Annotated in this window: 14 protein-coding genes; 5 read left to right on the top strand and 9 right to left on the bottom strand. The window is 67.6% G+C overall.

All coding sequences use genetic code 11. The annotated features are described in order from the left end of the window. On the top strand, positions 1 to 405 hold a 405-nt coding region (locus ABSF49_RS15520), incomplete at its 5' end, for a GcrA family cell cycle regulator (protein WP_424113557.1). Positions 406 to 412: 7 nt separating this feature from the next. Here the strand turns inward: ABSF49_RS15520 and phoB are convergent. The 9 genes from phoB to ABSF49_RS15565 all read right to left on the bottom strand — a co-directional run bounded on the left by phoB (position 413) and on the right by ABSF49_RS15565 (position 8,781). Continuing rightward, entirely contained in the window at positions 413 to 1,150 is a 738-nt protein-coding gene (phoB, locus tag ABSF49_RS15525) for a phosphate regulon transcriptional regulator PhoB (protein WP_424113558.1), read from the bottom strand. Further along, positions 1,147 to 1,866, bottom strand: a complete 720-nt coding sequence (gene phoU / locus ABSF49_RS15530; RefSeq protein ID WP_424113559.1) for a phosphate signaling complex protein PhoU — start codon at positions 1,864 to 1,866, stop codon at positions 1,147 to 1,149. The genes phoB and phoU overlap by 4 nt, the downstream gene beginning before the upstream one ends. 13 nt (positions 1,867 to 1,879) lie before the next feature. Next, positions 1,880 to 2,686: a phosphate ABC transporter ATP-binding protein PstB gene (gene pstB / locus ABSF49_RS15535; RefSeq protein ID WP_424113560.1), complete on the bottom strand. Its 807-nt coding sequence runs from the start codon at positions 2,684 to 2,686 to the stop codon at positions 1,880 to 1,882. Positions 2,687 to 2,716: 30 nt separating this feature from the next. After that, the gene (gene pstA, locus ABSF49_RS15540) at positions 2,717 to 3,565 is read right to left on the bottom strand and encodes a phosphate ABC transporter permease PstA (RefSeq protein WP_424113561.1); all 849 of its coding nucleotides are present in this window, start codon (positions 3,563 to 3,565) and stop codon (positions 2,717 to 2,719) included. Beyond that, positions 3,565 to 4,560, bottom strand: coding sequence for a phosphate ABC transporter permease subunit PstC (pstC, locus tag ABSF49_RS15545; protein WP_424113562.1), 996 nt, complete (start codon positions 4,558 to 4,560; stop codon positions 3,565 to 3,567). The genes pstA and pstC overlap by 1 nt, the downstream gene beginning before the upstream one ends. A 115-nt stretch (positions 4,561 to 4,675) precedes the next feature. Continuing rightward, positions 4,676 to 5,689 (bottom strand): phosphate ABC transporter substrate-binding protein PstS, encoded by a 1,014-nt coding sequence (gene pstS, locus ABSF49_RS15550; protein ID WP_424113563.1) that lies wholly within the window; start codon positions 5,687 to 5,689, stop codon positions 4,676 to 4,678. A gap of 161 nt (positions 5,690 to 5,850) precedes the next feature. Further along, a complete protein-coding gene (locus ABSF49_RS15555; protein WP_424113564.1) occupies positions 5,851 to 6,927 on the bottom strand; it encodes an ATP-binding protein in 1,077 nt (358 codons plus the stop codon). A gap of 43 nt (positions 6,928 to 6,970) precedes the next feature. Next, positions 6,971 to 8,044 carry a lysylphosphatidylglycerol synthase domain-containing protein gene (locus tag ABSF49_RS15560; RefSeq protein WP_424113565.1) on the bottom strand — a complete coding sequence of 358 codons (1,074 nt, stop codon included), beginning with the start codon at positions 8,042 to 8,044 and terminating at the stop codon, positions 6,971 to 6,973. Positions 8,045 to 8,502: 458 nt separating this feature from the next. Continuing rightward, complete coding sequence (locus ABSF49_RS15565; protein WP_424113570.1) at positions 8,503 to 8,781, bottom strand: hypothetical protein; 279 nt, start codon at positions 8,779 to 8,781, stop codon at positions 8,503 to 8,505. 475 nt (positions 8,782 to 9,256) lie between these two features. Between ABSF49_RS15565 and ABSF49_RS15570 the strand changes: the two genes are divergently transcribed. From ABSF49_RS15570 to ABSF49_RS15585, 4 genes are all read left to right on the top strand, one after another. After that, positions 9,257 to 9,940 carry a CerR family C-terminal domain-containing protein gene (locus ABSF49_RS15570; protein WP_424113566.1) on the top strand — a complete coding sequence of 228 codons (684 nt, stop codon included), beginning with the start codon at positions 9,257 to 9,259 and terminating at the stop codon, positions 9,938 to 9,940. After that, a complete protein-coding gene (locus tag ABSF49_RS15575) occupies positions 9,937 to 10,899 on the top strand; it encodes an HlyD family secretion protein (RefSeq protein WP_424113567.1) in 963 nt (320 codons plus the stop codon). Before ABSF49_RS15570 ends, ABSF49_RS15575 begins: the two co-directional genes overlap by 4 nt. Next, on the top strand, positions 10,896 to 11,834 hold the full coding sequence (locus ABSF49_RS15580) for an ABC transporter ATP-binding protein (protein ID WP_424113568.1): 939 nt from the start codon (positions 10,896 to 10,898) through the stop codon (positions 11,832 to 11,834). Before ABSF49_RS15575 ends, ABSF49_RS15580 begins: the two co-directional genes overlap by 4 nt. Further along, positions 11,831 to 12,664 (top strand): ABC transporter permease (locus ABSF49_RS15585; protein ID WP_424113569.1); only part of this gene is annotated, 834 nt, incomplete at its 3' end. The genes ABSF49_RS15580 and ABSF49_RS15585, both read left to right, overlap by 4 nt.

Below are 12,664 nucleotides of genomic sequence, written 5' to 3' on the forward strand. Positions count from 1 at the left end.
AAGGTCCACCGCCTCGGCCTCGCCGGCCGCGCCAAGGCGCCGAGCTCGGCGGCGGCGCCGCGCGCCGCCTCAGCGCCGCGCATGCCGCCGCGTCCCGCCTCGAGCAGCGCCCGCACGGCGGTGCGCGGCGCGACCGCGCTGGCGCTCGCCGCCGAGCCGACGCTCGACACACGGCCGGTGTACCAGGAGGACGACGTCGTCGTCCCGATGTCGCTCAGGGTGACGATCATCGATCTGAAAGAGGCGATGTGCCGTTGGCCGCTCGGCGATCCGACATCGTCCGAATTCCGCTATTGCGGCTCGCCGGCGGCGAGCGGACCCTATTGCACCCATCACGGCAAGCTCGCCTACCAGCCGGTCCAGGACCGGCGCCGCGAGCGCGAACGGCGCGCGCTGCTGCGCTGAAGCGCCTTCAGACCTTGCCGTAGGTTTCGTCGAACGAATAGCCGGTGCCGCGCACGGTGCGGATCGGGTCGCGCTCGCGCCCGCGCGACAGCGCCTTGCGCAGCCGGCCGACGTGGACGTCGACGGTGCGCTCGTCGATCTCGACCGACTGGCCCCACACGCCGTCGAGCAACTGGGCGCGCGAGAACACCCGTCCAGGCCGTTCGAGCAGATACTCCAGCAGCCGGAACTCGGTCGGGCCAAGGTGAATGTCGCGCGCGCCGCGGCGCACGCGGCGGGTTTCGCGATCGAGGTCGAGATCGCCGGCGGTGAGCTTCTCGGCGATCCGCTCCGGCCGGCTGCGCCTGAGCAGCGCCCGCACCCGCGCCATCAGTTCCGGCAGCGAGAACGGCTTGACGACGTAATCGTCGGCGCCGACCGAAAGCCCGCGCACCCGCTCGACCTCCTCGCCGCGCGCGGTGAGCATGATGACCGGCAGGGTCTTGGTCGTCTCGCGCGCGCGCAGCCGGCGGCAGATTTCGAGGCCCGACACGCCCGGCAGCATCCAGTCGAGGATGACGAGGTCGGGCGGCGACTCGACCAGCCGCAGCTCGGCTTCGTCGCCGCGTTCGACCGCCTCGGCGATATAGCCTTCGGCCTCGAGGTTGTAGGTGAGCAGCAGCGCGAGATCGGACTCGTCCTCGACGACGAGGATGCGCGGCGCGGCGGCGACGGCGCGGGATGGCTCTCGACGGGCTTCGTTCATGGGGCCTGGGTTCCGATCGGGTGGCTATCGTAATCGTGCGGACCCTTGGGACGCTCGCCGGGCAACGTCGCGCCGGTGACGAGGTAGAACACCGTCTCGGCGATGTTGGTGGCGTGGTCGCCGATCCGCTCGACGTTCTTCGAGCAGAACAGCAGGTGGGCGCAGAACGAGATGTTGCGCGGGTCTTCCATCATGTGGGTGAGGAGGTCGCGAAACACCGAATCCTCGAGCGCATCGATCTCGGCGTCGCGCTCCCACACCGCCCGCGCGCGCGCGGTGTCGCGCTGGGCGTAGGCGTCGAGCACGTCCTTCATCAGCTCGGTGGCGACGTCGTTCATGTGGCGCAGGCCGACGATCGCGCGCGGCACCCGCGCTTCGATGCCGATCTTCAGCGACCGTTTGGCGATGTTCTTGGCCAGGTCGCCGACCCGCTCGAGGTCGCCGGCGACGCGGATCGCGCCGACGATCTCGCGCAGATCGACCGCCATCGGCTGGCGTCGGGCGATGGTGAGAATCGCCTGCTCCTCGATCTCGCGCTGCAGCGCGTCGAGGCGCGAGTCGGTGGCGACGACCTGGTTGGCCAGCGCCGTGTCGGCCTGGCTCAGCGCGTCCATCGCATCGATCACCATCTTCTCGGCGATGCCGCCCATTTCGGCGATCCGCCGCTCGAGGGCGTCGAGATCCTTGTCGTACGATCGGACGATGTGATCGACCACGGCGCCTACTCCTTCAACCGAACCGGCCGGTGATGTAATCCTGGGTGCGTTTGTCGTGCGGCGACGTGAAGACCTGGCTTGTTTCGCCGTATTCGACCATTTCGCCGAGATACATGAACGCCGTGAACTGCGACACGCGCGCCGCCTGTTGCATGTTGTGGGTCACGATCGCAATCGTATAGTCCTCCGACAATTCATCGATCAGCTCCTCGACCTTGGCGGTCGAAATCGGATCGAGCGCCGAGCACGGCTCGTCGAACAGGATCACCTCAGGGCTGATGGCGACGGTGCGGGCTATGCACAGGCGCTGCTGCTGGCCGCCCGAGAGGCTGAGGCCGCTGGCGTTGAGCTTGTCTTTCACCTCGGTCCACAAGGCCGAACGTTTCAGCGCCGACTCGACCCTGCCGTCCAACTCCGACTTTGGCAGCCTCTCGTAGAGCCGCATGCCGAAGGCGATGTTGTCGTAGATCGACATCGGAAACGGCGTCGGCTTCTGGAACACCATGCCGACCCGCGAGCGCAGCAGATTGAGATCGAGGCCCGGCGCGAGAATGTTCTCGCCGTCGAGCAGAACCTCGCCCTCCGCGTGCTGATTCGGGTAGAGGTCGTACATCCGGTTGAGCACGCGCAGCAGCGTAGACTTGCCGCAGCCCGAGGGGCCGATGAACGCCGTCACCCTGCCGACGGGCAGCGAGAGCGTGACGGCCTTGAGCGCCTTCGACTCGCCATAGAAGAAGTCCAAGCCGCGAATGACAACCTTGTCCGTCGTCCCCGCGGCGGCGGGGGTTGGGCTCGGGCTGTGCAATTTGGCGTCACTCATGCGCGTTGCTCTTCTTTGGGCCGACTGGTTTCAATTTCCCCCCTCGGCGCGCGAGGCGGACAGGACGCGGGCGACGATGCTGAGGGTCAGCACCGCAAGCGTCACGATCAGCGCGCCCGTCCAGGCGAGCTTCTGCTGTTCGGCGTACGGACTGCGGGCGAATTCGTAGATGATCAGCGGCAGGCTCGACATCGGTCCGCTCGGATTGGCGGTGAACAGCGAATTGCCCAGCGCGGTGAAGATCAGGGGCGCCGTCTCGCCGGTCATGCGGGCGATCGCGAGCAGAATGCCAGTCAGGATGCCGCTGCGCACCGCCCGATAGGCGACTTGGCGGATGACGAGCGAGCGCGGCATTCCGAGCGCCGAGGCCGCCTCGCGCAGGGTGTTGGGCACGAGATTGAGCATGTCCTCGGTGGTGCGGACGATGATCGGGGTCGCGATGACCGCCAGCGCGATGCCGCCCGCGTATCCGGAGAAATGCCCGAAGGGCACGACGCAAAACTGGTAGATGAACAAGCCGACCACGATCGACGGGGCGCTGAGCAGAATGTCGTTGATGAAGCGAACGACGTAGGCGATGCGCGCGTAGCGGCCGTATTCGGCGAGATAGGTGCCCGCCAGAATGCCCAGCGGCGCGGCGATCACCAGCCCGATCGCCGTCTGGATCAGGCTGCCGACGATCGAGTTCAAGAGGCCGCCGGCGACCCCGGGCGGCGCGGTCATCTTCGTAAACACGTCGAGCGACAGCCCGCTGAAGCCGTTCCAGAACAGGGAGCCGAGGATGAGAACGAGCCAGCTCAGGCCAAAAGCCGTCGCAGCGTAGGCGAGCCCCGTCCATACGACGTTGCGGCGTTTTCGTCCGGGATAGAGATCGGCCATCAGCGTCCCGCCTTCACTTCGAGGGCCGAAAGCATCCAGCGCGCCAGCGCCAGGACGATGAAGGTGATGATGAAAAGAATGAAGCCGAGCGCGAGCAGCGAGGAGGTGAACAATCCCGGATCGGCGTCGGCGAACTGATTGGCGATCATCGCCGAAATCGTCGTGCCCTGCGCCAGAATGGAGGTCGAAATCTTGGTCGCGTTGCCGATGACGAAGGTCACCGCCATCGTCTCGCCGAGCGCGCGGCCGAGCGCCAACATGACGCCGCCGACGACGCCGACCCGCGTATAGGGGATGACGATATTGCCGACGACTTCGAACGTCGTCGCGCCGACGCCGTAGGCCGCCTCCTTGAGGACGACCGGGACCGTGTCGAAGACGTCGCGCGAGATCGCGGTGACGAACGGCAGGATCATGACAGCGAGCACCAGCCCGGCGGTGAGCACGCCATAGCCGAGCGGCGGCCCCGCGAACAGGTAGCCGAGGCCGGGGATCCTGCCGAAGGTGGCGATGATGAAGGGCTGAATGTAAGCCTGCATCACTGGCTTGAGGTAATAAACGCCCCAGATGCCGTAGATGATGGAGGGGATGCCCGCGAGCAACTCGATGGCGATGCCGATCGGACGTCGCAGAATCGGCGGGCAGAGCTCGGTCAGGAACACGGCGATGCCGAGGCCGACGGGAACGCCGATCACCATGGCGATAATTGAGGTGACGAGGGTGCCGTAAATCGCCGCGGCCGCGCCGAAACGCTCCTTGGGCGGGCTCCAGGCGTCGCTGACGAAGAAATCCAGACCGAAGTGCTGAAACGCCGGCCAAGCGCCGATGAACAGCGACACCGCCACGCCAAGCAGCAGGGCGAGCACCAGCAGCGCCGAGGCCACGGTCATGAGGCGGAAGCCGCTGTCGGCGAACTTCAGCCGTCCCAGGGCGCGCGAGCGGTCCGTGGGCAGAATTTGGGAGTTCTCTGTCGCCTCTAACGCCGACGCCGTCATTGCCGGTCCTGCTGAATCAAATGGATAGATGGCTTATCGATAGATGGCTTGGTTGTTCCGCCGATCGGCGAAAGCGAGTCGGCGGCCGGGGCCGCCGACTCCGTGCGCACCCGCTTCACTTCTGTGCGATGTCCGCGGTCCAGGCCTTTTTGACCATGGCGACGACGCTGTCGGGCATCGGGATGTAGTCGAGCGCCTTGGCTTGGTCGGCGCCCTTGTCGTAGCAGTATTCAAAGAACTTCAAGGCCTCGTTCGACTGCGTGACGTCGACCGGCTTCTTGTACATCAGGATGAAGGTCGCGGCGGTCATCGGCCAGGAATCCGCGCCCGGCTGGTTCGAAAGGATCAGGTAGAAGCCGGGCGCCTTGGCCCAATCGGCGTTGGCGGCGGCGGCCTGGAAGGCTTCGATCGTCGGCTCGACCGTCTTGCCGTCCTTGTTGACCATGCCGGCGTAGGTCAGCTTGTTCTGCTTGGCGTAGGCGTATTCGACATAGCCGATCGCGCCCTTGGTGCCGGCGACGTTGTTGGCGACGCCGTCGTTGCCCTTGGCGCCGATGCCCACCGGCCATTCGACCGAGGTCGACTCGCCAACCTTCGACTGCCAGTCGGGCGAAACCTTGTCGAGATAGTTGGTGAAGTTGAAGGTCGTGCCCGAGCCGTCGGCGCGGTGAATGACGGCGATCGCGAGATCGGGAAGGGCGACCTTGGCGTTGAGAACCTTGATCGCCGGATCGTTCCAATTGGTGATCGCGCCGAGATAGATCTTGGCGAGCGTCGGGCCGTCGATGACGAGATCGCCCGACTTGATTCCGTCGAGATTGACGACCAGCACAATGCCGCCCATCACCATCGGCCACTGCTCGAGGCCGGCGGCGTCGAGGTCCTTGGGCTCCAGCGGCGCGTCGGTGGCGCCGAAGGTGACGGTCTTGGCCTTGATCTGCTTGATGCCGGCGCCGGAGCCGATCGACTGATAGTTCAGCCCGTTGCCGGTCGCCGTCTTATAGGCGTCGGCCCATTTGGCGTAGATCGGAAAGGGGAACGTCGCGCCGGCGCCGGATATGTCGCCGGCGGAAGCGCAGGTCACGCTCGCCGCGACGATCGTCGCGCTGATCAGGGTGCGGATAAACATAGAGACGCCTCTCAATCTGGATTCTTCGGCCTCGCGGCCGGCTCCGGCCACCGGCGCCGTCCCGAGGCGCGCAGATATAGGCTCCGCTGAACGTCGTTATATGACGTCTGCGCGACAGAGGCATGACAATGCAAGTTATTGATTTCAAATAACGATCGTCATCATTTGTGGAGCGGAACGATCGCGGTGAAGGTCGAGCCGCGGTCGAGCCCGCTGGCGATCGTCAGCCGGCCGCGGTGGCGGGTGAGAATGTGTTTGACGATCGCCAGTCCGAGGCCGGTGCCGTTCTTGGCCCGGCTCTGGGTGAGGTCGACGCGGTAGAAGCGTTCGGTGAGCCGCGGCAGATGCTCAGGGGCGATGCCGCGGCCGAAGTCGCGCACCACCAGCGAGCCCTCGCTCGCCGTGCGCGTCACCGCGATCTCGACCCGGTCGGCGCTCGCGCCGTCCTGGCGCGCGCCGTACTTGATCGCGTTCTCGATCAGGTTCTCGGCGACCCGCAGCAGCTCGTCGCGGTCGCCGATGACGGTGACGGGGCGATCGGCGTCGATCTTGATCTCGACCCCCATCTCGCGGGCGAGCGGCGCGAGCGTGTCGGCGACGTGGCGCGCCAGCTGGGCGAGGTCGACCGCCGCCTCCGGCCGCACATGCTGCTTCTGCTCGATGCGCGACAGCGACAGCAGGTCGTCGATCAGCCGCGCCATGCGGCGTCCCTGCTCGCGCATGATGACGAGAAACTTGTCGCGCGCCTTGGCGTCGCCGTGCGCCGAACCCTGCAGCGTTTCGATGAATCCGAGCATCGAGGCGAGCGGGGTGCGCAGTTCGTGGCTGGCGTTGGCGATGAAGTCGACCCGCATGCGCTCGAGCCGCCGCTGCTCGGTGAGGTCGCGCAACGTCAGCAGGGCCGCCGCGACGGCGCCGGAGGCGGCCTCGAGCGGCGCGACGCAGACCTCGAACAGACGCTCGATCGGCACTCGTTCGCTCCACGGGGCCGTCTCCGTTTCGCCGGTCGCCAGCACGCGGCGCATCGCGTCGATGACGTTCGGGCTGCGCAGCGCCAGGATCAGCGGCTCGCCGAGCTTCAAGCCCGGCAGCAGGGCGAACGCCGGCTTGTTGGCGACGATCGCGCGGCCCTCGGCGTCGACCGCCACCGCCGGCTCGGGCATCGCCCCGACCAGCCGCTCGGCGAGCGACGAATGGAGCTGCTCGGCGAACGCCTGGACCCTGTCGTCGTCGGACATGTTCGTCCCCCGATCGGCCGGTGGCGGCGGACGGCCCGTCGGCTTAGACCTCTTCGTCGAGGCTCGAGGCCGCCAGCGCCTCGCGTAGCGAGCGCCAGCGCCGCCCTGCTTCATAGGCGCCGAGCAGCGCCATCGCAAGGATGAACGGCGCCAGGTAATAAATGGCGCGAAACAGCAACAGCGAAGCGAGCAGGGGCTCGCTCGACCCGCCGACCCCGTCGATCATCGTCGCCTCGAACACGCCGAGCCCGCCCGGCGCGTGGCTGGCGATGCCGAGCATGGCGGCGAACGAATAGAGCGCGCTGAAGGTCAGGAAGCCAAGCCCGTGGCCCTTGGGCAGCAGGACGTAGAGCGCGCCGGCGGCGCTGCAGACGTCGATGACGCCGAGAGTCATCTGGCCGAGCGTCAGCAGAGGGCCGGGCGGGACGAAGTTGAGCACCAGCGGCCGGCGCGTGCGGCGGACGCGGGCGACCCAGACCAGATAGGCGGCGAGCGCGGCGAGGATGGCGACGCCGATCGCCTGGTTCGCCAAAGCGTGAAAGTGGTTGATTCCGGCGATCGCCGTCGCGTCGAACACGAAGCCGACGCCGAGAATGAAGCCCATGCCGAGCCAGAAGGTGATGCCGGCGACGACGGTCAGGCTCGCGACCTTGCCCGGCGAAAGCCCGGCCGGGCCGTAGATCCAGTAGCGGACCGCGCCGCCGGTCACCAGCGGGAAACCGAGGGTGAAGGAGACGGCGTAGCTGGTGAAGGAGGCGAGCGCGGTCAGGCGATAGGGCACGCGGACGCGCAGGTGGCGCAAAGCCAGCGCGTCGTAGCCGGTCAGCGCGAGGTAGCTTAAGCCCGAGAGCCCGAACGCCATCACGATCTGGTCGCCGCCGGTGGCGGCGAAGGCGGCTTGGAACTGGCCGAGGTTGATGCGGACGAGGACGCGGATGAAGATGATCGCCGAGAACAGGATGATCGTCAGGCTGAGGGCGATGCCGACCCGGTGCAGCAGCGGCCGGCGCGCGGCGATCGCGCGCTCCCAGCGCGTCAGGCGGCTGGCCGCTGGCGCCGGTCCGGCGTCGTCATGACGGCGTTCGTCCGGCGGGCGCTCATCGATCTGCTGGGCCATGCCCCGGACGTTCCCCTCGCTCGCGACGGGCTATAAGCCCAGCGAAGGGCGCCGGGCAAGTTCGCCGCCCGGCTGGATAGCGGGCTTGTTTGAATTTTCGCAGCTGGCCGAAAGCGGATGGGCGGCTTTGGGCGAGCGAAATGTCGCAGCGGACATTCGCTCCCACACGCCGTCATATGTGGACGGCCCCGATCGGCAGGAGACATTCTGAGGTTTTGATCGACTTGGTCGGCTGCGGTCATATGTCCGGCCTTTGCGTGCGGGCTTTGACCGCCGGCCCTGATGATTTGCGACGGCCTCGGTCCCTATCATCGCGGCGAACCGGAGGTTCGCGACCGCTGGCGGGTTGTCCTCGGCTTTCGCTGGCGACCGTTTTGGATCATCGCGTCGGTGCGCTTGCCAAACTTTGAAGACTTGAACGCCTTCTCGATAAGGCCTGACTGCGGACTGTTCTGGCTTCAGGCTCTGACGTAGAGCTGTTCGCGGAAGCTTACGCCGGTCGATAGGATCGCCCGACATGTTTGAGCCGGTTTGTTGGCCGGGCCCGCCGCGGCCGCAGGTTCCGGTTTGCTGGCCTTCATCGCCACGATCCACCCGGCAAAGGCGCCTTTGTATTTGTGAGCCACGCGCAGCGCCGAGGCGCAGCCGCCGTCGCGCCCCAATCGACAAAACCAACGATCGGCCAGATTGAGGCGGACTTCCTCGCACAGCCCGCGTTCGGAGCGGACGCCGACCATAAGATTCTGTCGACCGTCACGCTCCCGGGCCCGTGCGGCGCGCTCCTCGCCGCACCGCGCGGCCTGTCATCTCCACGAACGCGACGATAGCGGCGGGCGCCGACAAAACCTTTCTGGATATCCGAATATCGGCTAGAATGTCTTTTCGACGTCGAGCTTCCCGCCGCGCCCGCGCCCGCCAGTGTTCGGCCCGCGGGTTCGCGGGATTGGCCCTCGGCGCGCGGCGTTTCCGCCGAGGCGAAACGAAAGGACGGCTAAGCGTTTGAGAAGGCTAGAGACGACGCAATCGTCGACTTCGCCGCGGCTGCGGACGGACGACGATCGCCGCCAAAAACGAAGCGCCCCGTTTCGCTTTCCTTTCGCTTCCTTTCGCTTCGTTTCGCTTGGCTTGGCTGCGCCGCCGGTCCTTGCGGGCCGCTCTCTTGCCATCGCCTGCATTTGGAGTTAATCAATCGTTTGATTAACGGAGGCCGACATGGCCGCAAAACAAAAATCCACGCCCGCTCAGGGCGAAGGCCGTGGCGAGGCGACACGCTTGGCGCTGATCCATGCCGCGCTCGACCTCTTTGGCGCGGAGGGCTTCGAGGCCGCCTCGACCCGCGCCGTCGCCGCCGCGGCGGGGGCCAATCTCGGCAGCATCGCCTACCACTTCGGCGGCAAGCAGGGCCTGAGGCTCGCCTGCGCCGACCACGTCATTGAGACGATCCGCGGCGCGCTCGGGCCGACCCTCGCCGCGGCCGCGGCCGGGCCGCTGACGCCGGCGGCGTCGCGCGACCTGCTGGCGCGCGTCGTCGAGGCGATCGTCGGTTTCCTGGTCGTGCGGCCGGAGGCGCAGGCAATCGCCCGCTTCGTCGTGCGCGAGATGTTCGAGCCGACCGAAGCGTTCGAGCGCCTCTACGCCGAAGCGTTCGCGCCGATGCACGAGCGATTCTGCGTCGTCTGGGCGGCGGCGACCGGCGCCCCGGCCGATTCGGTCGAGACCCGGCTCGCCACCTTGGCGATGCTCGGCCAGATTCTCTACTTCCGCATCGGCCGCCGCGTCGCGATGCGCCGGCTCGGCTGGAACGATATCGGCCCGCGTGAGGGCGAGGCGATCCGCCTGACGTTGGTCGCCCATCTCGACGCCGCGCTCGCCGCCGCGCGCGGAGGGGCGCCATGATCCTCGAAACCCTGTGTTCGATCGGCTTCGTCGCCAGCTGGCTATCCGCCTGCGCGCCGCCGTCGACTTCCGTCGTCGGCTACGTCGAAGGCGAGTACGTGCAGATCGCGCCGATCGAGGTCGCCCGCATCGTTGCGCTCGACGTCCGTCGCGGCGATCTGGTGAAGGCCGGCGAGACGATCGGCGCGGTCGAGGCGACCGACGCCGAGATCGCCGTGCGCAACGCCGAAGGCGCGCTCGCCCAGGCCCAGGCGGAGCTCGCCAACATCCTCTACGGCCGCCGGCCGGAGGAGATCGCCGCCATCCAGGCGACGCTCGACGCCGCCAAGGTGCAGACCGCGGACAACCAGCGCTCGCTCGACCGCGAGCGCGATCTCAACGCGCGCGGCTTCGCGCCTCAGGCCGATCTCGATAGGGCGCAGACCGCCTATGACGTCTCCTCGTCGCGGGTCAAAGAGCTGACCGCCAATCTCGCCGTCGCCAAGCTGCCGGCGCGCGACGACGAAATCGCCGCCGCCCAGAGCCGGGTCAAGCAGGCGCAAGCCGCGCTCGACCAGGCGCGCTGGCGGCTCGGCCAGCGCACGCTGACCGCTCCGGCGGCGGGGCAGATTTCCGACATCATCCGCCACCCCGGAGAAGTCGCCGGCCCGACCGCGCCGGTGGTGTCGATGTTGCCCGACGGCGCGCTCAAGCTGACGCTCTACGCGCCGGAAGCGGCGTTGTCATCGCTGGCGCTGGGCGAACAGCTTCCCGTCCGCTGCGACGGCTGCGCGCCGGGCCTGACCGCCGCAGTCAGCTACATCGCGCGCGAACCAGAATTCACGCCGCCGGTGATCTACTCGCTCGACCAGCGCCAGACGCTCGTCTACCTGATCGAGGCGCGGCCGACTCACGACGTCGCGATGCGGCTGCAGCCCGGCCAGATCGTCGACGTCGATCTGCCGCAGAGACGGCCATGAACGTCATCGACGTTTCCGGCCTCGCCAAGTCGTTCAACGGAATCGTCGCCGTCGACCACATCGCGCTGCGCGTCGCGGCGGGCGAGATCGTCGGTTTTCTCGGCCCCAACGGCTCCGGCAAGACGACGACGATCCGCTTGATCTGCGGCCTGCTGACGCCCGACGCCGGCGAGGGAACGGTGCTCGGCTTCGACGTGCGGCGCGACAGCGCGCGGATCAAGCGCGAAGTCGGCTACATGACGCAGAAGTTCTCGCTCTACGAGGACCTGACGATCGAGGAGAACCTTTTCTTCGTCGCGCGGCTCTACCACCTCGCCGACCGCCGCCAGGTCGTCGCGCGGACGCTCGACGAGCTTGGGCTGGCGTCGCGCCGCCATCAGGCCGCCGGCACGCTGTCGGGCGGCTGGAAGCAACGCCTCGCGCTCGCCGCCTGCATCATGCATCGGCCGAAGCTGCTGCTGCTCGACGAGCCGACCGCCGGCGTCGACCCCAAGGCGCGGCGCGAATTCTGGGACGAGATCCACCGCCTCATTGGCGGCGGGCTCACCGTGCTGGTCTCGACCCATTACATGGACGAGGCGGAGCGCTGCCATCGCATCGCCTATATCTCCTACGGCAAGATGCTCGCCACGGGCACGGCGCCCGAGATCGTGCGCGCCTCCGGCCTGTCGACCTTCGTCGTCACCGCGCCGCCGGCGGCCGACCTCATGGCGCGCATCGAGGCGCTCGACGGCGTCGAGCAGGTCGCCGCGTTCGGTTCGACGCTGCACGTCTCCGGCGTCGATCGCGACCGCCTCGCCGCCGCGCTGGCGCCGCTCGCGCGCGAGGACGGCGTTGCGGTCGCCCCAGGGGAGACCAGCCTCGAGGATGTGTTCATCCACTTCATGGCGGCCGGCGACGGCGGCGTCGCGCACGAAGAGCGCAAGCCGTCATGAACGCCTTCTCCCTGCTCAATCTCGGCGCGATCCTCGCCAAGGAATTCATCCAGATGCGGCGCGACCGCGTCACCTTCGCGATGATGCTCGGCATTCCGGTCCTGCTGCTGATCCTGTTCGGCTACGCGATCAACACCGATCCCAAGCAGCTCGACGCGGCGTTGCTGGCGATGGGGCGCGATCCCTATTCGCGGGCGATCGCCGCCGCGCTCGAGGTCAGCAACTACTACCGTTTCGTCGAGCGGCCGAACACGATGGCCGAGGCGGAGGGGATGGTGGCGTCCGGCGACGTCGCGTTCGTCGTCGTCATCCCGAGCGACTTCGGAACGCGAGTCGAACGCGGCGACAAGCCGGAAGTCCTCGTCATCGCCGACGCCACCGATCCGGCGGCGGCGAGCGGCGCGCTCGCTTCGCTCGCCACTTTGGCGCAGCGCGCGCTGTTGCGCGCGCAGGGCCGCGAGGCGGAGGCGGCCGAAGCTGAGGCCGGCGGGCTAACGATCACCGTCCACCGCCGCTACAATCCCGCTGGCGTCTCGCGATTCAACGTCGTGCCGGGCCTGCTCGGCGTCATCCTGCAAATGACGATGGTGATGATGACCTCGATCGCGCTGACGCGCGAACTCGAGCGCGGCACGATGGAGAATTTACTGGCGATGCCGACCAACGGCGCCGAGATCATGCTTGGCAAGGTGCTGCCCTATTTCGTCGTCGGCGCGGTGCAGGTGGTGGTGATCCTCAGCGCGGCGCGACTGCTGTTTCAGGTCCCCTTCGTCGGCTCGTTGACGTTGCTCCTGTTCGCGATCCTCGTCTTCGTCATGGCGCTGGTGCTG

Source organism: Roseiarcus sp., assembly GCF_049514155.1.
Lineage (GTDB): Bacteria > Pseudomonadota > Alphaproteobacteria > Rhizobiales > Beijerinckiaceae > Roseiarcus.

What these genes read in the sequence shown, in the direction of transcription:
- phoB (WP_424113558.1), bottom strand. Translation starts at nt 1,150, where the DNA reads ATGAACGAAGCCCGTCGAGAGCCATCCCGCGCCGTCGCCGCCGCGCCG.
- pstB (WP_424113560.1), bottom strand. Translation starts at nt 2,686, where the DNA reads ATGAGTGACGCCAAATTGCACAGCCCGAGCCCAACCCCCGCCGCCGCG.
- pstA (WP_424113561.1), bottom strand. Translation starts at nt 3,565, where the DNA reads ATGGCCGATCTCTATCCCGGACGAAAACGCCGCAACGTCGTATGGACG.
- pstC (WP_424113562.1), bottom strand. Translation starts at nt 4,560, where the DNA reads ATGACGGCGTCGGCGTTAGAGGCGACAGAGAACTCCCAAATTCTGCCC.
- pstS (WP_424113563.1), bottom strand. Translation starts at nt 5,689, where the DNA reads ATGTTTATCCGCACCCTGATCAGCGCGACGATCGTCGCGGCGAGCGTG.
- ABSF49_RS15555 (WP_424113564.1), bottom strand. Translation starts at nt 6,927, where the DNA reads ATGTCCGACGACGACAGGGTCCAGGCGTTCGCCGAGCAGCTCCATTCG.
- ABSF49_RS15560 (WP_424113565.1), bottom strand. Translation starts at nt 8,044, where the DNA reads ATGGCCCAGCAGATCGATGAGCGCCCGCCGGACGAACGCCGTCATGAC.
- ABSF49_RS15565 (WP_424113570.1), bottom strand. Translation starts at nt 8,781, where the DNA reads ATGGTCGGCGTCCGCTCCGAACGCGGGCTGTGCGAGGAAGTCCGCCTC.
- ABSF49_RS15570 (WP_424113566.1), top strand. Translation starts at nt 9,257, where the DNA reads ATGGCCGCAAAACAAAAATCCACGCCCGCTCAGGGCGAAGGCCGTGGC.
- ABSF49_RS15575 (WP_424113567.1), top strand. Translation starts at nt 9,937, where the DNA reads ATGATCCTCGAAACCCTGTGTTCGATCGGCTTCGTCGCCAGCTGGCTA.
- ABSF49_RS15580 (WP_424113568.1), top strand. Translation starts at nt 10,896, where the DNA reads ATGAACGTCATCGACGTTTCCGGCCTCGCCAAGTCGTTCAACGGAATC.